This window comes from Citreicoccus inhibens (genome assembly GCF_019039035.1).
GTDB classification, from domain to species: Bacteria; Myxococcota; Myxococcia; order Myxococcales; family Myxococcaceae; genus Citreicoccus; species Citreicoccus inhibens.
This window is the reverse complement of the sequence record NZ_JAHNZT010000005.1, coordinates 1-22702: the sequence shown is the minus strand read 5'-3', so window position 1 is coordinate 22702 and position 22702 is coordinate 1. Positions and strand designations below refer to the sequence as shown.

At 69.5% G+C, this 22702-nt stretch carries 23 protein-coding genes; 8 read left to right on the top strand and 15 right to left on the bottom strand.

Going from position 1 to position 22702, the window contains the following annotated elements; all coding sequences use genetic code 11:
- Window positions 1–474 precede the first annotated feature (474 nt).
- Genes KRR26_RS08445 through KRR26_RS08420 form a run of 6 tightly spaced genes read left to right on the top strand, consistent with a single transcriptional unit; the run spans window position 475 to window position 3829 of the window.
- Window positions 475–888 (top strand): ATP-binding protein, encoded by a 414-nt coding sequence (locus KRR26_RS08445; RefSeq protein WP_236068426.1) that lies wholly within the window; start codon window positions 475–477, stop codon window positions 886–888.
- Window positions 885–1598: an ATP-binding protein gene (locus KRR26_RS08440; RefSeq protein ID WP_217079565.1), complete on the top strand. Its 714-nt coding sequence runs from the start codon at window positions 885–887 to the stop codon at window positions 1596–1598. The genes KRR26_RS08445 and KRR26_RS08440 overlap by 4 nt, the downstream gene beginning before the upstream one ends.
- Window positions 1589–2164 carry a SpoIIE family protein phosphatase gene (locus tag KRR26_RS08435; RefSeq protein ID WP_328707084.1) on the top strand — a complete coding sequence of 192 codons (576 nt, stop codon included), beginning with the start codon at window positions 1589–1591 and terminating at the stop codon, window positions 2162–2164. The genes KRR26_RS08440 and KRR26_RS08435 overlap by 10 nt, the downstream gene beginning before the upstream one ends.
- Entirely contained in the window at window positions 2161–2658 is a 498-nt protein-coding gene (locus tag KRR26_RS08430; RefSeq protein ID WP_120207287.1) for an STAS domain-containing protein, read from the top strand. The genes KRR26_RS08435 and KRR26_RS08430 overlap by 4 nt, the downstream gene beginning before the upstream one ends.
- A gap of 10 nt (window positions 2659–2668) precedes the next feature.
- Window positions 2669–3355, top strand: coding sequence for an STAS domain-containing protein (locus tag KRR26_RS08425; RefSeq protein WP_217079564.1), 687 nt, complete (start codon window positions 2669–2671; stop codon window positions 3353–3355).
- A 51-nt stretch (window positions 3356–3406) separates the two neighbouring features.
- Entirely contained in the window at window positions 3407–3829 is a 423-nt protein-coding gene (locus KRR26_RS08420; protein WP_233577133.1) for a SpoIIAA family protein, read from the top strand.
- Window positions 3830–3880: 51 nt separating this feature from the next.
- Here the strand turns inward: KRR26_RS08420 and gyrB are convergent, their stop codons facing one another.
- Together gyrB and KRR26_RS08410 are read right to left on the bottom strand one after the other, a co-directional pair.
- Window positions 3881–6334 (bottom strand): DNA topoisomerase (ATP-hydrolyzing) subunit B, encoded by a 2454-nt coding sequence (gene gyrB / locus KRR26_RS08415; protein WP_120207283.1) that lies wholly within the window; start codon window positions 6332–6334, stop codon window positions 3881–3883.
- Window positions 6335–6491: 157 nt separating this feature from the next.
- A complete protein-coding gene (locus KRR26_RS08410) occupies window positions 6492–6953 on the bottom strand; it encodes a hypothetical protein (protein WP_120207281.1) in 462 nt (153 codons plus the stop codon).
- A gap of 103 nt (window positions 6954–7056) precedes the next feature.
- On the opposite strand from KRR26_RS08410, the gene KRR26_RS08405 reads away from it, so the two are divergent.
- On the top strand, window positions 7057–7809 hold the full coding sequence (locus KRR26_RS08405) for a GNAT family N-acetyltransferase (protein WP_217079563.1): 753 nt from the start codon (window positions 7057–7059) through the stop codon (window positions 7807–7809).
- Between the two features lie 9 nt (window positions 7810–7818).
- Here KRR26_RS08405 and KRR26_RS08400 read toward each other — a convergent pair whose 3' ends face one another.
- The 9 genes from KRR26_RS08400 to KRR26_RS08360 all read right to left on the bottom strand — a co-directional run bounded on the left by KRR26_RS08400 (window position 7819) and on the right by KRR26_RS08360 (window position 17476).
- Window positions 7819–8637 (bottom strand): helix-turn-helix domain-containing protein, encoded by an 819-nt coding sequence (locus KRR26_RS08400; RefSeq protein WP_217079562.1) that lies wholly within the window; start codon window positions 8635–8637, stop codon window positions 7819–7821.
- 39 nt (window positions 8638–8676) lie between these two features.
- Window positions 8677–10806 (bottom strand): cation:proton antiporter domain-containing protein, encoded by a 2130-nt coding sequence (locus KRR26_RS08395; protein WP_120207276.1) that lies wholly within the window; start codon window positions 10804–10806, stop codon window positions 8677–8679.
- Window positions 10807–10927: 121 nt separating this feature from the next.
- Window positions 10928–11542 carry a TIGR02265 family protein gene (locus KRR26_RS08390; RefSeq protein WP_120207274.1) on the bottom strand — a complete coding sequence of 205 codons (615 nt, stop codon included), beginning with the start codon at window positions 11540–11542 and terminating at the stop codon, window positions 10928–10930.
- A 261-nt stretch (window positions 11543–11803) separates the two neighbouring features.
- The gene (locus KRR26_RS08385; protein ID WP_217079561.1) at window positions 11804–12952 is read right to left on the bottom strand and encodes a pyridoxal-phosphate-dependent aminotransferase family protein; all 1149 of its coding nucleotides are present in this window, start codon (window positions 12950–12952) and stop codon (window positions 11804–11806) included.
- 145 nt (window positions 12953–13097) lie between these two features.
- A complete protein-coding gene (locus KRR26_RS08380) occupies window positions 13098–13955 on the bottom strand; it encodes a zinc metalloprotease (protein WP_328707083.1) in 858 nt (285 codons plus the stop codon).
- 157 nt (window positions 13956–14112) lie between these two features.
- Window positions 14113–15345: an MlaD family protein gene (locus KRR26_RS08375; protein WP_120207268.1), complete on the bottom strand. Its 1233-nt coding sequence runs from the start codon at window positions 15343–15345 to the stop codon at window positions 14113–14115.
- On the bottom strand, window positions 15342–16163 hold the full coding sequence (locus KRR26_RS08370) for an ABC transporter ATP-binding protein (RefSeq protein WP_120207266.1): 822 nt from the start codon (window positions 16161–16163) through the stop codon (window positions 15342–15344). Before KRR26_RS08370 ends, KRR26_RS08375 begins: the two co-directional genes overlap by 4 nt.
- A 6-nt stretch (window positions 16164–16169) precedes the next feature.
- Entirely contained in the window at window positions 16170–16976 is an 807-nt protein-coding gene (locus tag KRR26_RS08365; protein ID WP_120207264.1) for an MlaE family ABC transporter permease, read from the bottom strand.
- Window positions 16973–17476 (bottom strand): hypothetical protein, encoded by a 504-nt coding sequence (locus tag KRR26_RS08360; protein ID WP_217079559.1) that lies wholly within the window; start codon window positions 17474–17476, stop codon window positions 16973–16975. The genes KRR26_RS08365 and KRR26_RS08360 overlap by 4 nt, the downstream gene beginning before the upstream one ends.
- Window positions 17477–17838: 362 nt before the next feature.
- Here KRR26_RS08360 and KRR26_RS08355 point away from each other — a divergent pair, with 362 nt between their 5' ends.
- Window positions 17839–18219 carry a hypothetical protein gene (locus KRR26_RS08355; RefSeq protein ID WP_120207263.1) on the top strand — a complete coding sequence of 127 codons (381 nt, stop codon included), beginning with the start codon at window positions 17839–17841 and terminating at the stop codon, window positions 18217–18219.
- A 3-nt stretch (window positions 18220–18222) separates the two neighbouring features.
- On the opposite strand, the gene recF is transcribed toward KRR26_RS08355, so the two are convergent.
- From recF to KRR26_RS08335, 4 genes are all read right to left on the bottom strand, one after another.
- The gene (gene recF, locus KRR26_RS08350; RefSeq protein WP_120207261.1) at window positions 18223–19356 is read right to left on the bottom strand and encodes a DNA replication/repair protein RecF; all 1134 of its coding nucleotides are present in this window, start codon (window positions 19354–19356) and stop codon (window positions 18223–18225) included.
- Between the two features lie 11 nt (window positions 19357–19367).
- Window positions 19368–20966 carry a hypothetical protein gene (locus KRR26_RS08345; protein WP_120207259.1) on the bottom strand — a complete coding sequence of 533 codons (1599 nt, stop codon included), beginning with the start codon at window positions 20964–20966 and terminating at the stop codon, window positions 19368–19370.
- Window positions 20967–21041: 75 nt separating this feature from the next.
- Window positions 21042–21620 carry a hypothetical protein gene (locus tag KRR26_RS08340; RefSeq protein ID WP_120207258.1) on the bottom strand — a complete coding sequence of 193 codons (579 nt, stop codon included), beginning with the start codon at window positions 21618–21620 and terminating at the stop codon, window positions 21042–21044.
- Window positions 21621–21654: 34 nt separating this feature from the next.
- Window positions 21655–22257: a hypothetical protein gene (locus KRR26_RS08335; protein WP_120207256.1), complete on the bottom strand. Its 603-nt coding sequence runs from the start codon at window positions 22255–22257 to the stop codon at window positions 21655–21657.
- Window positions 22258–22702: the final 445 nt, after the last annotated feature.

Below are 22702 nucleotides of genomic sequence, written 5' to 3'. Positions count from 1 at the left end.
CCACGCGGGCGGACTCGCTCGCTGTCCGCCGCGGCGCCATGGCTACCTTTCCCTGGCGACACCCCCTCCCCGTCCTCGACCTGGAATCCGCGCGGCGACCCGGAGGGGGCTCTCTTGGACGGTTCCTTCCGTAAGGGCCAGCAGGGCCGCGGAACACGGACGGCCCGGCTCAACAAGGACGGGAAAGGCACGTGGGCGCGGCGCCGAGGAGGGCACCGGGCCCACGGGCCTTTTCACGCACAAAGTCTCTCCGCCCTCTCACCGTCCGGGGCCGTTTTCACCCCATCGGATATGACAATCCATTGCTCACGGCCGAATCCCTGTCAGGGGTAGAGTCGGACTCACGAGCGGGCGATTGTCACCCACTGGACACATTTTCGAACTCTGATACTTCAATCAGCGCATTTTTCCGCTGTGACTGCTTGCTTGCCTACCGAGCCTCCTTGTCAGCCACCTGATGCGCCTCCGTTTCGGTTGTCGATTCGGGTCCCCTCCGATGTGGCCGTCGCGGCGGCGCTCACCCGGCGGTTCGCGCGCGAAGCGGGGTTGGCGGCCGCGGGCAGCGCCGAGGTGGCCGTGGTGGTGAGCGAGCTGGCCAGCAATCTGATCCGCCACACGCGCTCGGGCGGCACCGTGGACCTCTGGGTGGATGCGGAGTGGCTCTGGATTCGCGCCTGGGATGACGGCCCGGGGATGGTGGAGCCGGAGCGCCTCTTCGCGGGCCGCGACGGCCGTCCGGGCCCCTTGCCGGGCGAGAGCCTGGGCGAGGGCGGCGCGGCGGTGCGCCGGCTGATGGACGCGGTGCGCGTCACCAACCGCGTGGGCGGCGGACTCGAAGTCGTGGCTCGCAAGCGATTGACACCCCCGGGCGAGAGGAGACTGTTTTGAACGCAGACGGGCTACACGCGCAGCTGCTGCGCGTGCTTCAGGGCTTCATGTCGGAGACGGCGGCACGCCTGGTGCTTCGCGGCACCTTGGAGCCCCTGAAGCTGTCCGCAAGCTCGCTGCGCGCGGAAGACCTGCCGCGCATCATCGAAGCGCTCGAGCCCGCGTCGCGGCACTTCATGCACCCGGCCCAGCGCCCTCGGCTCGCGGCCGAGCTCAAGGGCATGGCCACGGGCGTCCCCGCGGCGCGCGCCAGCGTGCCGGGGCTCGGCACGCGGCCCACGCCCAGCGCGCCCATGGAGGCCGCGCCCCCCGCGCTCGTGGTCCGTCCCGCCACGCTCACCATCCGCTCGGAGGCGGACGCGAGCAGCGCGCGACTCACGGCGCGAACGCTGTGCGAGGAGTTGGGAGGCCGAGGCTTCGAGTGCCAGAAGGTGGCCACCGCGGTGAGCGAGCTGGCGCGCAATCAGCTTTCGTACGCGGGCGGCGGCATCATCCACCTGCACCCCGAGCGCACGCCCAAGCGGATGTTGCGCGTGCGCGCCGAGGACAAGGGCCAGGGCATCCCCAACGTGGAGCTGGTGCTGTCCGGCAATTACCGCAGCAAGACGGGCATGGGCCTGGGACTGCTCGGCGTGAAGCGGCTGGCGGACCGGTTCGACGTGCGCACCGGCCCCGCGGGCACCCAGGTGGAGTTCGAGGTGTGGCTGTGAGGTGGTCCGCCGCCCACCGCTCACGCCCCCGCCACGGCGAGACGGCGAACGGTGACAGCGCGTTGATCCGCGAGGACGGCGGACACACGCTGCTCGCGGTGGTGGATGCGCTGGGCCACGGGCCGCTGGCGGCGGACGCGGCCCAGGCGGCGCTGCGCTGCTTGGAGCAGGTGCCGCTCACGGCGGGCCTGGCCTCCGTGCTGGAGTCGCTGCACCAGGCGTTGCGCGGCGGACGCGGCGCCGCGGCCATGCTCGCGCTGTATGACGGACGCACGCTGCGCTGTGGTGGCGTGGGCAACGTGGAGCTGCGCGCGATGGGCACGAAGATTCCCGTGCTGCCCACGCCCGGAATCCTCGGGCAGCACGTGCGCGCGGTGCGCGAGGCCGAGGTGACGCCGGCGCGCGGAGACCGACTGGTCCTCTTCAGCGACGGCGTGAGCTCGCGGCTGGAGCTGGAATTGACGCGCGGGCTCTTGCCCGAGGCGGCGTGCGCGCTGTTGCTGGAGCGCTACGGCCGCGAAACCGATGACGCCACCGTCCTGGTGGCGGACGTGGAGAATCCATGAGCTACCCGGACGAGAACCGGCCCACGGGGCCCTCGCGCGAGACCTCGCGCATCCCCATCATTCCGCTGTGGGGACAGCTCATCGTTCCCCTCCAGGGCGACATCACGGATGCCCAGGCGGCGCAGCTCTGCTCGGACGTGCTGCGCGACATCCAGCGCAGCGGCGCGCGCGGCATGGTGGTGGACATCTCCGGACTGTGGCTGGTGGACAGCCACCTGTGCGCGGTGCTCGCGCGGCTGGCGAACGCGGCCCGGCTGATGGGCACGCGCACGGTGCTCTCCGGCATGGGCGCGGACGTGGCGCTCACGCTGCAGAGCATGGGCATCCAGTTGGAGGGCGTGGAGACGGCGCTGGGGCTGGAGGAGGGCCTGGCCATGCTCGGCGTCCAGGTGACGGGCGCGCGCACCGCCGAGGCCGAGCGCGCGGCCGCGCAGCAGCTCGCCGACGAGATGCTCGGACTGACCACCCCCGCCCCGATGAAGACCAGCGCCTGAGGCTTGCGCGATGACGACCTCGCCCACACCCCCGCCCGACCTGACCGTGCGCCCCGACCGCGTGAGCCGCATCATCGACGTGCTGTCGATGATCTCCGTGGGCCAGTACGACGCCGCGCGCACCACGCTGTCCATCCAGGAGCAGGACGAGTTCGCCGCGCTGGAGGAGACGCTCAACGTCTTCGTGCGGGAGCTGTCCGCCACCCGCCGGGAGAACGAAGACGCCCTCGCGCGGCTGGAGGCGGGACACCGCGAGCTGCAAGAGAAGCTGACCACCATCGAGCAGCAGCGGCTGGCCATCCGCGACCTGTCCACGCCCATCATCGAGCTGTGGGACGACATCGTCACGCTGCCCATCGTGGGCGTGGTGGACACGCAGCGCTCGGTGGAGATGACCGAGCGGCTGCTCCACCGCATCGTCCAGACGAAGGCCCGCTGCGTCATCATCGACATCACCGGCGTGGAGGTGGTGGACACAATGACGGCCAACCACTTCATCAAGATGGTGAACGCGGCGCGGCTGCTCGGCGCGTACTGCGTGGTGACGGGCATCAGCCCGCTCATCGCCCAGACGCTGGTGCAGATTGGCGTGGACCTGCGCGAGGTGCGGACGCTCAGCAGCCTCAAGGAAGGCCTGCGCGACTGCTTCCGCCACTTGAGCGAGCGCGCCTCCGCACCGACCGCGTCGCGCCGCTGAGCCTCCAAGCCACGGCCTCTTCGAGCCACCACCACACGGGAGCACGACATCTTGGGAGCAGAGTGGACCTACGGCGCGCACACGCTGTCCTTCGAGGAGCCCGACATCGTGCGGCTCACCCTGGTGGGTGAGCTGTCCGAGAAAGACATGCGGGAGATGATTGTCGGGGTGCGGGCCTTCCACGAGGGCAAGCCCGCCATCTACCTGCTGGCGGACGTGCGCCACGGCACGGGCTTCTCCGCCGAGGCGCGCAAGGCCGTCAGCGACGACCCGAGCCTGGCGCCCTACGCGGCCACCGTGTTCTGCGGCGCCAGCTTCGCCATGAAGACCATCGCCAACATGATGATGCGCGCCATGGCCCTCCTGGGCCGCGCGGCCACGGGCGAGATGGTGTTCCTCGACACCGAGGACGCGGGCCGAGCGTGGCTCGCGAATCACCGCGCCCGCGCCGAGGCGGCGCGCAAGGCCACCTGAGCCCCGAGGTGCCCGCGCGCCAGCGGCTGGCTGGCGCGCTCGGCCCGTGTCTCAGATGTCCAGGTTCTGCACATCCAGCGCGTTGCGCTCGATGAACTCGCGGCGCGGCTCCACCGCCTCGCCCATCAGCAGCGAGAAGATTTCGTCGCTCTCCACCGCGTCCTCCACCCGCACCTGGAGCAGCGTGCGCGTGGCCGGGTTCATGGTGGTGTCCCAGAGCTGCTCCGGGTTCATCTCGCCCAGACCCTTGTAGCGCTGCAGGCCCAGGCCCTTCTGCGCGTCCTTGCGCACCGCCGCCAGCACCTCCTGGACGGAGTAGGCCGTCACCACGCCGGCCTCCACCTTCACCTGGTAGGGCGCCTTGCCCAGCGCCGCAAAGACGCCGCGCAGGTTCACCAGCTCCAGGTACTCGGGCGAGGACAGGTACGCGTGGTCGAACACGGACTCGCGCATGGCGCCGTTGACGTCCGTGGTCACCACCAGCTTCTTCTTCTGGTTCTCGGGGTCCACGTCCAGCCGGTGCGACAGGCGGGCCAGCACGTCCGGCATGCGGCGCTGGAAGTAGTCTCGCATCACGGTCATCTCGGCCTCGACCGCGGCCTCGTCCCCGAGCAGCTCCGCGCTCAGCCGGGTGGCCTGCGCCAGCGCATCCACCACGCGCGCGTCGCGGCGCTTGGCCTGCTTCTCCAGGCGCTCCTCGTAGGTGATGACCTTCTCCAGGAGCGCCTTGAACTCCGCGCCCCCCAGCTCGCCCGTGGGAGTCGTCACGCGCGCGTGCTCGGACGCGGCCTTGAGCAGGTACTCGTTCAGCCCGCGCTCGTCCTTGACGTACAGGTCCTTCTTGTTGCGCGTCACTTTGTAGAGCGGCGGCTGCGCGATGTAGATGTAGCCCTTGTCGATGAGCTCGCGCATCTGCCGGTAGAAGAACGTCAGGAGCAGCGTGCGGATGTGGCTGCCGTCGACGTCGGCGTCCGTCATCAGGATGACGCGGTGGTAGCGCGCCTTCGCCGGGTCGTAGTCCTCCGCCCCGATGCCCGTGCCCAGCGCGGTGATCAGCGTCACGATTTCAGCGCTGGTGAGCATCTTCTCGAAGCGGGCCTTCTCCACGTTCAGGATTTTCCCGCGCAGCGGGAGGATGGCCTGGTTGCGCCGATCACGCCCCTGCTTCGCGGAGCCGCCTGCGGAGTCGCCCTCCACGATGTACAGCTCGCTCTCCTCCGGGTCGCGGCTCTGGCAGTCCGCCAGCTTGCCGGGGAGTCCACCGCCATCCAGCACGCCCTTGCGCCGCACCGTCTCGCGCGCCTTGCGGGCCGCGATGCGCGCGCGGCACGCGTCGCCAATCTTCGCCACGACCTTCTTGGCGAGGACCGGGTTCTCCTCGAGGAAGGTGGCGAGCTGATCATTCACCATCTGCTCGACCAGGCCCTTCACCTCGCTGTTGCCCAGCTTCGTCTTCGTCTGGCCCTCGAACTGGGGGTTGGCCAGCTTCACGGAGATGACGGCGGACAGGCCTTCACGCGCGTCCTCGCCCGTGGGCGTCTCCTTGAGGTCCTTCCACTGACCGCTCTTCTCCGCGTAGCTGTTGAGCGTGCGCGTCAGCGCGGACTTGAAGCCAGACAGGTGGCTGCCACCCTCGTGGGTGTTGATGTTGTTGGCGAAGGTGAAGATGCGCTCGTCGTAGCCATCGTTCCACTGCATGGCGATCTCCAGCGACACGCCTTCGCGCTCGGACTGGATGTAGACGGGCTTGTCGTGCAGCGGGGCCTTCGCCTTGTTCAGGTACTCGACGAAGGTGGAGATGCCGCCCTCGAACTTGAAGTCGTGCTCCTTGTTCGTGCGCTCATCCCGGATGGTGATGTGCAGGCCGGCGTTGAGGAACGCCAGCTCGCGCAGGCGCTGGCTGAGCGTCTCGAAGTTGAAGTCCACCGTCTCCATCACCGTGGAGTCCGGCTTGAAGTGGATGACCGTGCCGCGCTTGTCGGTGGTGCCGACCTCGGCGGGCGGAGCCGTGGCCACGCCCCGCGCGTAGCCCTGCTCGAACACCTTGCCGTTGCGCTGGACGCGGACCTTGAACCACTCGGACAGGAAGTTCACGCACGTGACGCCCACGCCGTGCAGACCGCCGGAGACCTTGTACGCGCCGTTGCCGAACTTGCTGCCGGCGTGCAGCTCCGTGAGCACGACCTCCAGCGTGTCCTTGCCCTTGAACTTGGGGTCGGGGTGGGGGCCCACCGGAATGCCACGGCCGTTGTCCTGGACGCTCAGCGACCCATCTACGTGGATGACGACGTCGATGTCCGTGCAGAAGCCCGCGAGCGCCTCGTCCACGGAGTTGTCCACGACCTCGTAGACGAGCTTGTGCAGCCCGTAGGTCATGGTGTCGCCGATGTACATGCCCGGGCGCTTGCGTACCGCCTCCAGCCCCTCGAGCTTGGTGATGCTGTCCGTCCCATACTCGACGGGCGGCGGCGTCACGGACGCGCCGGTAGCGGGGGTCTTTTCCATGTGAAGCGAGTCCTCGGAAATGCGCCGTTGAGACAGGGCCGTGCCTACCACCTCGAGGCACACCGAACAAGGCTGACGAGCCCGCGCAAGGCGGCGGAAACATTCGTGAAAGTGGCTCGGCCGCCGGCCTGCGCGACCGCCCCGGAACCCGGGGGTTTCAAGCGTCGAAACGCGACGGCGGGAGGCGATCCTCCAGCGCGGCGATCAACTCTTCATAAACAGCTTTGCGGGCGAACAGATGCCGGGTGACGAGCACCCTTCCCTCCTCTTTCAAGAACAGCCCCAGCACGCCTCCCCGGCGACCGAGGCGGCGCACGGATTCAATCTGGCTCCAGGACAACTCCAGCGGGCTGCCGCTGAAGGGGCGGGCCACGCGCACCCCGGAGGCATCCAGCGTGACGCCCCAGTCCGTCCGGGGGCGCAGCCGGTGGAGGGCGAAGAGGAAGGCGAGCATCAACCCCGCGCTGACGCCCGCGCGGGCCACGGACTGCAGGCCGCCGCCCGCGCGCGCGTCAGCGAGGGCCCAGGCGGACAGCACGGCCAGCACGCACGCGCCCAGGAAGAGGGCGGCGCGGGTGGGCCGGGGGTCGAAGGAGAAGAAGCGCGGGCTCGTGCTCATGGCGGGCGGCCACGCACCCTAGCCGTCCATGCGCTCCCCTGCCTGTCCTTTCCGCGCTTCATGTTCTCCGTCCGGCGACGCGCGGCCTAGGCTCGGCCACCGCATGACGGATGCCGAACTGACCACGCGACTGCACAGCAACCTCCTCGCCTTCAAGCACCTGCAATGTGAGCGCGGCCTCCTGCGCCACCTCGCCCTCCCGGGCCTGGAGTCCTTCGCCCTGCCCTCGCATCCCCACGAGGTCCACTTCCAGCAGGTGCTCTTCGCCCACGCCGGCGCGCTGGACGCCCACCTGCCCGCGCTCACCGCGTTCTACCGGGGCCTCGGCATCCCTCGCTGGCGCATCACCGTGCTTCCAGGTGAGCCCGAGGCCGTCCGGCTGCTCGAAGCCCAGGGGTACCGTCCGTCGGAGTCCCTGTGCGCCATGGGGCGTGGACTGGAGGACGTGCCCGCCGTGTCCTCGGACATCCCCGTGGTGGACGTGGACGCGCTCGGGGCCGTGGTGGGGCTCAACGCCGAGGCCTACGGCGAGCACTGGCGCGACATGCTGGCGTCCTGGGAGCGGGCGCCCCGGCCTCCCGTGCACGCCGTGGTGGCGCGCGAGGCGGGGCGGGGGCTGGCGTGCGGCGTGGCGCTCGACACCGAGGACCTCGCGGGCATCTACCTGGTCGCCACCGCGCCCGCCGCGCGCAAGCGGGGACTGGCCTCGGCGGTGATGCAGGCGCTGCTCGCGGGCGCGCGGGCCCGGGGGCGCGTGGCGTCCGCGCTGCACTCCACGCCCTCGGGGCACAGCGTGTATCTGCGCCTGGGCTACCGCGACCTCGGCCCCTGGTGGCACTGGGTGCCGGGCGGCTGAGCGCGGGCGTCAGCGCAGCGCTTCAAGCTCCGCCAACCGCTCGATGACCTCCGCGGGCTGGCGCGCGTCCATCAGCCAGTCCGCCATGCCGCGCCCCGCCAGCCGCGCCACGTGCGCCAGCCGCACCAAGCGCGCGCGGCCGTGCAGTCCATCCAGCAGCGCCACCACCAACCGCAGCGGCTGCCCATCCGGCGTGTCCCGCGACAGGGGCTGGGCCAGCGTCACCAGCACCGCGGCAGGGGCCGCGCCCGCCGAGTAACCATGGGGCGTGGCCACGCCGTTGCCCACCGCGCTCGCGGACTCCTCCTCGCGCTGCCGCAGGTGCGCGGCCAGCCGCGCCGAGTCCACGCCCGGGCACGCCGCCGCGAGCCGCCCCGCGACGACGTCCAGCGCGTCCTCCCAGCTCTCGCAACCCAGTTGCAGGACGACGCGCTCGGGCGACAGGAGCGAGGAGAGGGCCGGCACGGGCTCGTCGCCGCGCGCCTCGCGGACCGGGAACTCGGCGTCCAGGAAGGTCCGCACCCGGGCGAGCTGGGCGGCGGTGAGCCGGCGCCGCGCGATGTCCAACAGGAGCGTCCCCGCCGCGGGCACCTCCTCCAGGTAGCCCGTCACGTAGGGGCTCACCTTGTTGGCCACGTCCATCAGCAAGGCCGCGGGCACATCCAGCTCGCGGGCGATGGCGGACAGACGCTCCTGCGTGGGCGGAGCGTCGAGCCCGTTCTCCACGCGGCTCAGGTACGCGCTGGAGACGCCGATGCGGCGCGCCAGGTCACGCAGGGACAGTCCCGCGTCGACGCGCAGCAGGCGCAGCGTGGCTCCCATGTGCATGCCTTGGGGGACCTTTCCCATGATGGAGGACGGCGGGGCTCAGCCTCCCGCCGAGACGATGTCCGCGGTTCGGGTGCTGGCCACGGGGCTCGCGGCGGGCTCGACCTCGCGAACAGGCTCCGGCTCGCGGACCATGATCAGCGAGCCCGGGGCGTCCCGCACGATGCGCTCGCGCTGCAGGCCGAACAGGCGCCCTTGCAGGCCCCACTCGGCGCCCACGCCCACCACCACGAGGTCATAACCGGTGCGCGCCTCCTCCAGCGCCGCGTCCTCCGGCGACTCGTGGCGGACGACCTTGAACCGCACGCGGGAGCCCTCGTCGCCCGGGAAGAACTCCTCCACCACGGCCCGCGCCTGCCCCTCGCGCTCCGCCGAGGTCACGTGCAGCACGGTGACCTCCGCGCCCGAGTGCCGCATCAACCGCCGCGCCAGCCCGAGCGCCGCCTTGTCGTGCCGGCCTCCCGCGAAGGGCACCAGCACGCGCTTCACCTCGGACAGGCCGCGGTCCACCAGCACCGCCACCGTGCCCGTGGCGCCCTGCATCACCTCGTGCACCGTGCCGCCCAGCACCGTCTGGCTGAAGAGGGGCTTGTGCATTCCGAGCAGCAGCAGGTCCGCGTGCTTGGCTTCGGCGGTGCGGCAGATGTCCACCGCGGGCTCGGTCGACACGAACGACAGCGGACGCACCGACAGGCCCAGCGCCTGCGCGCGGCCCAAGAGCGGGGCGAGCGCGCCGTCTCCCGCGGGCTCCTGCCGCGTGCGCAGCGGGCGCTCCGGCGACAGCAGGTGCAGGGCGTAGAGCCCGTCCTGCGGCGAGGCCAGGGCCTTGGCCAGCGCGGCCATGCCCGCGCCCACCTGCTCGTGCGACACGCACATGAGGACCGTGAAGCCCGGCGCCTCCGTGGCCGCCGGGGGCGCCAGGGACACGCGGTCGCGCGCCAGCTCCTCGGGCGAGTACATCCAGCGCAACAGCGGCGTGGTGATGAACGTCGTCACCAGCGCCATCAGCACCATCATGGTGAAGAGCGTGGGGGAGATGACGCCCAGGTCCAGGCCCAGGTTGAGCACGATGAGCTCCATCAGGCCCCGCGTGTTCATCAGGATGCCCACCGCGCCCGCCTCGCGCCAGCGCAGGCCCGTGAGCCGCGCCGCCACCGCGCTGCCGCCGAACTTGCCCAGACACGCCAGGACGATGATGGCGCCGCAGGTGACCCAGGCCTCGGTGCTGTCGAGCAACCCCACCTGGGTGCGCAGGCCGCTGAAGGCGAAGAACACGGGCAACAGCAGGACGACCGCCACGTCCTCCAGCTTCTCCAGCAGCGCCGCCGCGAGCCCGCCCTCCTTGGGGATGACCGCGCCGAAGAGGAACGCGCCGAACAGCGCGTGGATGCCAATGAGCTCCGTCACGAACGCGGAGCCGAGCAGCAAGAGGAGCGTGCCCGCGACGATGTTCTGCGTGAGCCCCTCGCGGCTGGCCACCCGGGCGCCCAGGCGCGCCAGGAACGGGCGCACCAGCATCAGCATGAAGGCGATGTAGAGCAGCGCGAACACCGTGGTGAGCGCCGCGTGCGTCAGGTCCGACGCGCGCACCAGCGAGACGACGAAGGCCAGGAGGCACCACGCCGTCACGTCATCCACGGCCGCGCAGGCAATGGCGATGGTGCCGACCTTGGACTGCATGAGCCCGCGCTCGGTGAGGATGCGCGCCAGCACCGGGAACGCGGTGATGCTCATGGCCACGCCCGTGAAGAGCAGGAAGGACGAGAACGGCACCGTCGGGCTCGACCAGTCCTTGTACAGCCACAGCGCCGCCGCCCCCGCGCCCAGCGCGAACGGCACGATGATGCTCGAGTGGCTGATGGCCACCGACGCGTGCCCCCGGCCCTTCAACAGCTTCGGGTCCAGCTCCAGCCCGATGAGGAACATGAAGAGCACCAGCCCCACCTGGCTGAGCATCTTCAGGACCGGCAGCGAGTCCGTGGGGAACAGCCAGTTCATCGCGTCCGGCGAGACCCAGCCGAGCAACGACGGCCCCAACACGATGCCCGCCACCACCTCGGCGATGACCAGCGGCTGCCCCAACCACCGCGCCCCTCGCCCGATGAGCCGGGAGAGACCGATGATGACGATGAGCTGCACAATCAGCAGCGCGAGTGCATTGGAGTGCATCGGTCTTCCCCTCGTCGGAATGGGTGTTAAGTGAGCGCTTATCAGCCGTTCGCGCGCAGCGTCAACGCGCGCGAACTCGCTCGCCTGCTTCACCCGCGACCGGGGGCCACGCTGGGTCTGCTCAGCTCCAGGACAGGTCGTACTCGCTGTCGAGCAGCGCGAGCTGCCGGCCATGCACGGACACGTCTCGCGCGCCCACGGCCTCCAGGACGCCCTGGAGCACCCCCTCGTGGTAGGCGGCGGGCATGAAGTCGCGGCGCATCACGAAGCGCGCGCTGCGATCTCCCGTCCACTCCACGTGGCGCTCGCCGTAGCTCACCGCCGCGCGGTAGCCCTCGATGAGGTGCGGCAAGAGCCGGCGCGGGTTGCCCGCCGCCGCCTGCATCAGCTCGCGGCCGAACATGGACGCCAGGTAGTCCACCGTGGCCTGCGTCCCCATCCGCCGGAGCACGCCCTCCCACCCGTCCAACTGCGGCCACAACAGCCGCGCCGCGGTGGAGGTCATCTTCAGGAAGCGCGCCACCGGGTACATGTGGAAGGGGTCCAGTTCGCGCGTGCCGCACTCCTCCATGCACCGCTCGGCCACCGCGTCTCCGCCCACGAAGCCCACCACGTCCAGAACGCCCAGGAAGAACATGCCCCGCGCGGTGTCCTGCTCACTGGCCGCAAGTCGCCGCAGCTCCATCTCCCAGCCCGACCCGCCTCCCACCGCCCGCTCCAACGGCCCGACGTGCATGGTGACCTCCTTCTTGTCGTTGTCGTCGCGACGCGCCGCCCCGCCGCTCCCGGTGGGTCCGCTCGCGCCTCCTCCCCCTCACGCTCGCCGGCGCTCACGCCGACCCGGCGCCCTCACGCCCTTCCGGATAATTACGACTTTGTCGAATAATTCAGTAGAGCCCGGAAGTCATGTATTCCGTTTGAAGAGTGGACGGAGGGGACGTCCGTCTCCGTGGGCGCGGGTGGTCAGCGCGGCCACGGAGTCGCGGGTGAGGCAGGGCTAGGCGGCGCCGAGCGCGGCCTGAGCGGCGGCGACGGCACTGCCCGGGGCGGCGTGGCGATGACCCGCCTCCACCAACGCGCGCTCGATGGCGCCCACCGTGGTGAGCACATCCGAGGCGTTCACGCGGTTCATGTGACCCACGCGGAAGTAGCGCGCCTTGAGCTCGGGGTGGAGTCCACCGGCCACGGTCACCCCCTGTCCGCGCACGCGGGCCACCAGCCCCGCGTCCACGCCCTCGGGGTAGTAGACGGCGCTCAAGGTGTGCGCGGCGACGGCCTCCGAGGTGGGCAGCATGCGCAGCCCCAGGGCGCTCCACGCGGCGCGGAAGGCGAGCGCCATGCGGCGGTGCCGAGCGAAGCGCGCGGCCATGCCCTCGGCCAGGATGAGGCCCAGGCTGACATCGAGCGCGCAGATCAACGAGGTCGGCGGCGTGGCGAAGTAGGCGTTGCGACCCGCCTCGTAGGCGTCCATGACCGGGAGCCACTCCGCCCAATCCGCGTACACGCTGGCCACGGGCGCCTTGCGCGCGCGCCAGACCTCCAACGCGCGGGGGCTCGCCGTGAGCAGCGCCAGCCCCGGCGGCACGCCGAGCGCCTTCTGGCTGGCGGTGAAGTACACGTCCGCGCCCCAGGCGTCCTGGTGGAAGGCCTCGCCCGCGGTGGCGCACACGCCATCCACCACGGACAGCGCGCCGTGCTGGCGGGCCGCGCGCAGCAGCGGCTCCATGGGCGCGAGCACCGCGGTGGACGTGTCCACGTGGGTCACCGACATCAGCTTGAAGCCGCCGCGGGCCAGCTCGGCCTCCACGCGCGCCACGTCCGGCGCCTCCCCCGGCGGCGCACGCACGTGCGTGACGCGGGCGCCATGGCGCTCCAGGATGTGCGCCATCCGGTCGCTGAAGTAGCCGGTGTTCACCACCAACACGGCGTCCCCGGGCTCGACCAGGTTGGCCGCCGCCAGCTCCATGGCCAACGTGCCGCTTCCCGCCACCACGAAGGGCTGCGCGCCGGGCGCCAGACACACCTCGCGGAGTCGGCGCAGCACGCGGCCAAAGGTGGCCACGAAGGTTGGATCCAGGTGTCCGGGCACCGGCGCGCTCAGCGCCTGCAGCACCTCCGGCTCCACTTCCACGGGGCCGGGAATCATCAGCAGGTCTCTCACCCCGCCACTGTCGCCAACCCGGGGCGCGGCTGTCCACGTCCACGCGCGACGGTGTGCTGGAAACGACGACGCCGGAGCGACCTGGTGGTCACTCCGGCGCCGACTTCACTTCAGGCTGCGTGAACGCTGATTAGCGGTACGTCGCCATCAGGCTGTCCGCCCGCGTGACCTGGCCCGCGGTGAACGAGTTCATGCAGTTGTCGTCGGTGTAGTCCATGAAGTTGTAGATGGGGTCCACGCCGCCGCCGGAGCAGGTGTCGCGACCGGCCGGGCAACCGAAGGCCGCGGAGGCCTCGGGCGGGGTGTCGCTCACGCTGTCACCCGTGCCGGTGCAGCCGCCCTGGAACGTGTGGTACAGGCCGACCCAGTGACCAACCTCGTGGGTGATGGTGTCGCCCTCGTTGTACGGCGCCGCGGTGCCGCCCGGCACGCTGGTGTACAGGAACGCCACGCCGTCCATGCTCGGCTGCGACGCGTAGCTGGAGGGGAAGGTCGCCCAGCCCAGCAGGCCGCCGCCCAGGTTCGCGGAGTAGAGGTTCAGCGACTCCTTGCCACCCTTGCGCAGCGCCGCCTTCATCTTCTTCTCGGCGCTGCCGCCCTGGCTCAGGTTGAACCAGGTGGCGTTGGTGGTGCGGTCGGTGCCCTGGAGCACGAACTTGAACGGGGTGCCGCTGTACGCCGCGTTCAGCACGTTCATCTGCGCGGTGATCTGCGAGTCGGGGATGTCGCCGTTGGCCAGGCCCGCGCCCTTGTTGATGACGTGGAAGTAGACCGGCACCGTCACCGAGCCCACCGCGCGCATCTCGTGCTTCTGGGTGCGCACGAACGCGTCGATGGCCTCGCGCTCATCGGCCGACGGCTCAATGGTCGCGCAGCCGCGGTGCGGGGTCTCCTGCTGCGTCGCGGCAGGCGGCTCCGCCGGCTTCTCCTCGGAGGCCGGGGCCGCGTTGTTACAGCCAGCCAGCGCCGTCAGGGCACCGACAACCATCGCGAAACGACCACTGCGACGCGCAACGATACCAAACATTTCCCGACTCCTCGGAAAAGGGGGAGTACGGAAATACCCTTCCGTGAATTATCTGTCAACTCCACATTAGCTGGTCTTGTCGCGAATCACGTTATCGGCATTACCCGGTACGCACTGCTCACGGATTTGGCGTGACTTCGGCGGGAACCTGAGCCTCGCCCTCGGTCGCCGGGGAGGTGGGGCGCGCGCCCAGGCTGTTCGTGGGCGGGGTGGGGACAGGCTGCTCGCGGGGCTTGCCGACCTGCTCGAGGCTCTCGCGGTTGTCGAGCGAGAAGCGGACCAGCGCCCGGAGGATGCGGTTGCGCTTCACGTTGCCGAGCACCTCGCGGATGTCCTCGTAGATGGTGGGGTCGGAGATGAGACCGCCGACGGTGCCCTCGCCCTTGGCCACCGTGGCGGTCACCTTGCGCAGGTCCGCGGCGGCACCGCCCAGGTTGGCGAAGAGGTCGCGGGCGTCCCCGTAGATGAGTTGGTGGACGGCGCCGTTGGGGCTCTTCTTCGCGTCCTCGAGCAGGCCCGCGAGTTGGCCGGCCGCCTCGCCCAGCTCATGGAGCGCGGTGGTGCCCTCGTTGCCGTAGATGAGCTGATGCGCGGTGCCGTCGCCCCGGTGCACCTCGGCGAGGATGGCCTCCACGTGGCCCACCGCGCCGTCCAGCCGCTCCGCCGCGCTCGCGGTGCGAGACAGCAGGGCCCGCACCTCGCGGCCAGACGCCTTGTCGAAGATGAGCGCGTGCAGCGCGCCGTCCCCCTTCTCCACTTCCTCCAACACGGCACGCAATGACGCCACGCTGCGCGCCAGGTCCCGGCCCAGGTCGGGGTTCGAGTAGATGGCGACCGCCTCCTTCAGCGACTCGCTGATGGCCACGGAGTTCTCCATGACGCGGCTCGCGCTGCGCATGAGCGAGGACAGGTCTCCGCCCTCGGCGGTCTGGAGCACGCCGCCGGGCGGCACCTGCGGCGCATCCGCCGTGCCCATGGAGATGTCCACGGCCTTGTCCCCCAGCACGCCCATGCTGGTGAGGCGCACCACCGAGTCTCCCCGGACGCGCTCGGCGTACCGCGAGGACACATCCAGCTCCACCTCCAGCCGGGCGTCTCGGATGTCCGCCGCGAAGTTGACCCCCGTGACGTGGCCCACCTCCATGCCGCCGAGCCACACCGGCGACTTGTCGCTCAGGCCATCCACGTGGCTGAAGAAGGCGCGGTAGCGCACCTTGCTCTGGAACAGGTGCGACTCCTGGCCGATGAAGAACACCACGACCCCGGCCACCGCCAGGCCGATGGCGACGAAGAGGCCCGCGCGGAGGGCCAGCCGGCGCTCCTTCGTCGAGACGGAGGTGAACAGACTCATGGCATTCCTCGGGCGCCCAGCTCCAGGCGGCGCGCGTCCAGGAAGGCCCGGACCTCCGGCACGGTGGAGCGCCGCATCTCCTCCGGCGTCCCCACCGCCACGATGTGGCGATTGGCCAGCATGGCCATCCGGTCCCCCACCGTGAAGGCACTCACCATGTCGTGCGTGACGACGATGGAGGTGCAGCCCAAGCGGACCTTCATGGAGTTGATCATCTCGTTGATGGTCTGCGTGGTGACCGGGTCCAGCCCCGTGGTGGGTTCATCCCACAGGATGACCTCCGGGTCCGTGGCGATGGCCCGCGCCAACCCCACGCGCTTCTTCATGCCGCCAGAGAGGTCCGCCGGCATCATCGCCTCGATGCCCGGCAGGTCCACCAGCTCCAGCTTCTCCGCGACGCGGCGGCGCAACTCCTCGCGCGACAGCTCCGGGAAGTGCTCCCGCAGCGGATAGGCCACGTTCTCGCCCACGCTGAGCGAGTCGAACAGCGCCGCACCCTGGAACACCATCGCCACGTGGCGGCGCACCTGGATGAACTGCTCCTCGGAGAAGTTCGTGACGTCGTGCCCCTCGAAGAGGATGCGCCCCGAGTCCGGGCGCATGAGCCCGATGAGGCACTTGAGCAGCACGCTCTTGCCCACCCCCGAGCCGCCCATCACCACCATCGTCTCCCCGGCGCGCACGTCCAGGTTCACGTCGTCGTAGATGTGCTTGGCGCCAAACGCCTTCACCAGGTTCTCGAAGCGGATGAGCTGCTCGCCCGGCGTGGGCCGGCGGAACTCGAAGGAGGAGGGCGCGTAGCGGCGGGCAGGGGGCATGGCGCGTCAGAAGAAGAGCGTCAGCTTGGTGATGAAGAAGTCCGCCAGACACACCGTGACGGAGGTGATGGCCACCGTCTGCGTGGTGGCGCCGCCCACGCCTTCCGTTCCGCCCTGCACCGTCAGCCCCTTGAAGCACCCCACCAGTCCGATGATGAGGCCAAACACCGCGCCCTTCACGACGCCAGAGATGAAGTCGTTCATCAGCACCGCGTCCAGCGCGCCCTGGAAGAAGAGCTCCAGGGTGATGCCGTACTGCAGCCGCACCACCAGCGCGCCCGCGCACAGGCCCACCACGTCCGCGAACACCGTGAGCACGGGCATCACCAGCAGGCACGCCTGCACGCGCGGCACCACCAGCTTGCGCAATGGATCCGCGCCCAGCGCGCGGATGGCGTCCACCTGCTCCGTCACGGACATGGCGCCCAGCTCCGCCGCCATGCCTGAGCCGATGCGCGCGCCCACCGTGAGCGCGGTCAACACCGGCGCCAGCTCGCGGAACAAGGTGAGCACGACCACGCGCCCCACCGTGTACTGCACGCCGAAGCGCGCCAGGAAGTAACCAAACTGCAGCGAGATGACGAGGCCCGCGAACGTCGCGGTGAGCAACGCGATGGGCAGCGAGCGAACGCCGAGCGACTCCGTATGATAGATGAGCGCGCTCCAGCCGTACGGCGGACGCACGGCGCGGCTGAACACCTGCCCCGTCATGCGGGTCAGCTCGCCCAGCGACTCCAGGCTCGCCCTGGCGCGCATGCCCAGCGGCAACCGCGACGCGAGCGAGCTGGCGCCGGCCTCGACCTCCGAGTTCATCGCTGTGGCTCCGCGTGGAAGCCCGCGAGCAGCGCGTCGAAGTCCGGCATGCGCGCCTCGGCCATTCCGGGGGGCGCCACGTAGGTGAAGTCGAAGACGCAGCCGTCCTTCTTCAGCACCACCAACTCCAGCTCCACGGGAACGCCGTCCAGCTTCGCCACGTAGCGGCTGCGCAGCGCCTCGCGCCCGTCCAGGGGAATGGTGCGCTGAGCGAGCTCCTGTCGCTCGGTGAAGCCCATCAACAGGTGGCGTGTGAGCACGGGCAAAGGCGGGTCATCGTGGCCCTTGCAGGTGGCGTTCACCGACAACACCCGACCTGTCTCCGCGCGCTCCGAAAAGGCCAGGTCGTTGTCATTGAAATAGACGCGCTGCCAATCCTTGGACACCTCGCCCACGCGATAGCGAACGTCCGACTTCTGGAACACGGAGTCCTCGAAGCTCACGTGCCGACAGCCCGTGAGCGAGGCGAGCAGCACGAGCATCCCCAACGTCCGCGACATGGCACCGTTCTTCGGCAGTCCCGAGTCTCCCGGCCCGACGCCAGAGTCATGGTGCAGCGGCAGCGCAACCGCAAGGAATTCGTGCGCACAAACGTCCACTTCCCCGCCGAGCCCGCACGGCCTGCGCTCGTCTCCTTCCTCGCCATACCTCGCGAGGGCGCGCTTCATTCCCACGCACGCGCCTCGTCGCTCTCCCGCTGCGTCCCCGGTCGGTCACGTTGCGCGGCGGCGCGCGGGGAGTCCCGCGCCTGGGATGAACACCCCATGTTCCTGCCAGGACGTGGGCTCGTGACGCGAGGTGGCGCGCGGCGTCCTGTCAGCGGCGCCTGGCAGCGACGCTCTAACTCGAAAGGAGGCACATCATGGACGGCGGACTCGCGGTGTTTGGCTTCGGGTTGTTCATCCTGTCGATCGCCAATCTGTACGCGCGCAGCGCGTTCTGGCTCGCGTGGTCGACGCTGGCGCTGTCGCTCATCGCGATGGGCATGGCCTTCAGCGAGTCGAAGCGGCTGCGCGAGTGGTCGCTGGGCATCGCCGTGGCGCTTGGTGTGCTGACGCTGGTGGCGTTGGTGACAGGGACCGCGTGGTGGCTCACCCTGGCCACCTTCTTGTTCGCGGCGGCCTTCGGCATCCTGTGGGCGGAGTACCGCTTCCCCTACTTCGAGCACGTCTCGCCCACGGAGGCGCACTCGGAGCGGCGCTTCCACGTGCACTGGCCCTGGCACCGACGGCACACGGCCTGAGCGTCAGGCCGGCACGTCTGGCAGCCCCTCTCGCACCTGCCCCGTGCTCACGGAGAGCCAGAGGGTGTCCTGGGCCGCGGCGGCATGCACCAGCGACGCATCCGTCGTGGTGAGGAACACCTGAGCGCCACTCTTCGCCAGGTAGTTCATGAGGTACGCGTTGCGCTCGGGGTCCAGCTCGCTCGACACGTCGTCGAGCAGGAGCAGGGGCAGGAAGCCCATGGCGCCCTCCAGGTTTTCGATCTCCGCGATCTTCCACCCGAGGACCAGGGCGCGCTGTTGTCCCTGGCTCGCGTAGGCGCGCGCGCTGCGGCCTCCGAGCGTCACCGTCACATCGTCCGCGTGCGGTCCCACCGACGTGAAGCCACGGTCCAGGTCGCGCCGCAGGCGCGCGGTCAGGGCCTCGCGCAGCGCCCCCGCGAGCGCGGCTTCGTCCGCTTGGGAGAAGTCTCCGCTCAGGTGCGCCGGGTGATAGCCATACACGGCGGGGTCTACGGTGCGGCCAATGGACGCGAACGTGGCCTGCGCGCGCGGCGCCAGCTCGGCCATCAGGGCGCGGCGCCTCGCGTAGAGGCGCGCGCCGGCCTTCGCCAGCGTCTCGTCGTAGGCCTCCAGGTAGGCGGGCTCCACGGCCGCCCCCTCGCGCAGGAGGCGGTTGCGATTCTTGAGCGCGCGCGCGTACTCGCGGCTCTCGCGCAGGAAGGCGGGGAAGCGGTTGAACACCGCGCGGTCCAAGAAGGAGCGACGCGCATCGGGCCCGCCCTTGATGACCTCCAGGTCATCCGGCGTGAAGGCCACCACGGACACGCCGCCGAAGTAGTCCTCCAGGCTCGCGGCCTTCTTTCCGTCCACGAAGGCCTGCCGCGTGCCGCCGCCGACCTCCACGGAGATTTCCCGCTCGGCGCCCTTGAGGAGGAAGCGGCCTGTCACTCGCGCATTCGAGGCGCCCCACTTCACCAACTCCGACAGCCGGCCCGCGCGCAGGGGCTTGAGGGTGGCGAGGAAATAGAGGGCCTCGAGCAGGTTCGTCTTCCCCTGCCCGTTCTGGCCCACGGCGATGGTCGCGTGGGGACTGGGGAGGAGCTGCACCTGAGAGAGGTTGCGGAAGTCTTGAAGCTGAAGCCCGAGGAGACGCAAGCCGGCACACCCTACTGTGATTCGATGCGACAGATGCGCTCGCGTGACAACCCCCGAGCGCGGACCCAGTCCTCCAGCGCGGCGTCCTGGCGCGCGGCCGCCGCCGCGTCGAGCCGTGTAATGTCCTCCAGTCGCCAACCCCGAGGCATGTTCCCCGAGTACCCGTTCACGGTGGGAACGCCCGTCTCCATCGCGGCCCAGATGGCGTCCACCTGGTACTTCCAGGAAGGCCACTCATCGGACGTGGGGCTGTAGAAGAAGCTGTCGCAGCCGGAGGGGATGCGCGCGGAGAGCGCTCGAATCGCCGCACGGGACGCGAAGCGATCGAAGGTCGGGCCCGTCAGTCCCTGCTCCAACAGACAGAGCGCCCCGAGCCCCACCGCCAGCACGACCCGCCCCGCGTCCCACTGGCGCTGAAGGAACAGCGCCAGCCCCACCGAGGCGGGCAAGAGCAGCCAGATGCCCATGCGGGCCACCGCGCGGATGGCCGAGGCGCCGGGCACGACATGGAAGATGAGCTCCCACGGCATGATGCCGCCCGCGTAGCGCGTGGAGAGCAGCACGGTCACGACGGTGACGAGCAGCAACAGGCGAATCCCCGGACGGCTCCGCGCCTTCCACAGCCCCACCGCTGCCACGCCCGTGGTGACGAGCCCCAAGCCCAGACGTTGCTCCCAGGGAATGGGGAGCCGCTGAAAGCGCACGAAGGGATTCGTCCAGCCATACAGCCAGCTGTCCTGGCCCAGATAGAACCAGCTCCAGAAGCGGGGAATCATCGACTGGGCTTCGGAGAAGTCGCGCAGGCCGACCTCTCGAATGACCTGCCGCGCGTGGAGGACCAGCGGCGCGAGCACCGCGAGGCCCACGATGCCGAAGAGCACGAGCGCGGGCGCATGCGTGCGCAGCGCGGACACCAAGCGGGGGCGCAGGTCGCGAAGACAGAGCGCGATGACCGTGGCGAGGAGCAGGAAGAAGAACAGGAACCAGCCCCAGTAGAAGCCCCCGTAGAGCTGCGCCACACCCGAGGCGACCAGCAAGGCCGCCCACGGAGCGCCCTGACGGCGCGTCATCTCCGGACGCAGCAGCGCGAGCACGGCGGCGATGGCCAGGAGGGGATAGAACTGGGCGAGGAGCTGAGGATGGTTGGCCTGGTTGATGCGTGACGCGCCGACGGTGAAGAGGATGGCGCCCATCACCGCAGGCCCCAGACGCAGCCCCAACGGCCGAGCGAGGAACCACGCCGCGACCAGGAAATTGAGGGACCCCATGGTCAGACACCACGCCTGCCAGGCGAGGTCTTCCTCCAGGCCCAGGGCGCGCCAGACCCAGTACGCAGGAGCCACGCCGAGCATCACTTCCGAGTACGCCGCGGTGTTGAGGGCCGGGTGGAACATGTTCGGGTCCCAGAAGCTCGCATTGGCGGGGACGCCCGTGATGTTCCGCCAACCGTGTTCCAGGACGTAGTGGACGAAGCGAGCGTCTCCCTCGTCGCCTTGCATGAGCCGCAGCCCGGAGAAGATGACCGGATGCTGGGAGATCAAGAGCGCCACGGCCCAACCAGCGACGACGAGCAGGGCGCGACGGGTGTGGGACGAGGAGGACGGACTCATGACAGCCGGACCGTTAACACAAGGCGGCACCGGCGCGTACCCTTCCGCCCCACCGTCCCCAGCGACGACAAGCGCTCAGGGACTGCCGGCGTCCGCGCTTCGACGCGGGTTCGGCGCGACGACCGGGGCCAGGCTCTGGCCCGGGACAAGCCCCTCGGTACCGCCATCGGACATCCACACCCTCTGCGGTGAAGAGCCCGCATCGGCCTCGCTGGGGCTGCCCCCATCTCCAGGGGTCACCGCGAACCAATTCGCATCATCCTCATCGAGGCCATCCACGACTCGGCGGAGGATGCGGCCATCGGCCCCGATGGCGTACTTCGCACCCGAATCCATGGCCGGGAACCGGCGCCCACAGGCAGCCAGGTTCTCCTCGATGAAGACGAAGATGACGTCTCCCTTGCGAACAACCCGGTACGTCTGAGCCTCCATCCGCTTCGGGCACGAGGCAGCGCGAGTGCCCGGAGGGAACAGATCGTTCGCGACAATGACCAAGGCGCGCAGAACATCGCCATCGAGCGAATATGACACACCGGGCTGTCCCACGGTGATGGCCTCCGCCTCTGATTCCCCGGGAAAAACCACGGACCTGTCATTCACCACGGCAGCGGACAGCGGCTCCGGACGCCGAGCGCACGCGCTCACCATGAGCATGAGGAATACGCCTCCCAGAGAGCACAGCCCCGGTCTATTGCGGCTCAAGGCGATAGGTCCTCTCGTTGATCCACGTCACGATCCCGTGCACATCCAACTTCCATTGCCCATTCTGCCGTGTCCACAGCATCATCTCGCGGGTAGCGGGAACATATTGGTAGAACCCATCACACGTTGGCGCCGCAGGGTCTTGCGACTTTGAGAAGAACGCGATGATGGAGAGGCGAACCTTTCCATTTCGCGTCATCACCTCCCAATCATGAACTTCTGCCATCGACTCGATGAACCGAAGGTCGTTCGCCGAGAGCCGTGTGCCAAACGGATGATTGTGCAACGCAAAGATATGCTTGAGCTGTTCAGCTGAGTAGCGCGGGTCATCAACAAATGGAGGGAGCGAGCAACTGCGCATTCCGCTCACGAAGTCCCCCGGACCTGACTGATCCGCCAACATGCTCATCTCATAGAGTTCGCTGGGTGTGTAATACAACCAAGCGCAATACTCTGTCGCCGCGCGCCGAGCGACGTCAGGCGAGGAGTCCTGCAGATGAACAACGGTCGCGTTCGGCTTCGATAAGATAAGCGGACACGCCGCGTTGAGCGCATCCGCATAAGAATTGAACGGCCCGAAATTCTTCATGGGCCCCGGAATATGTGCTCCATCTGAATTGGGGCCTGGGCGCCAAACGCCCTCAATGGCGGTAGGAGATGAGCATCCAAACCCTACAGCCACCATTGCACTCAGGAGGAGCAGTCGCGCGACGCTGCGGAATCTCGGACTCAGGCCGATGCCAGTATCACACGCCTTAACTGAAAACCAATCCATCCCTGCGTTGCCAGAACTGGGCACACTTGCCCGACAAGCCCTTGCCCCCCGCAAGGAACAAGGGTCGTCCGCCTCCGTGTGACGACGATGTCCCAGGCTAGGGGCTGTCCCTGATTAATGCAGCCACAGAGTCATGGCCGCGACGTGGAGGACGGCGAGGTAGCAGGTCGCCGTCTTGTCGTAGCGGGTGGCGACGGCGCGGCATCGCTTGAGGTCGTGGAAGCAGCACTCCACCCGGTATCGCAATCGGTAGAGCGCT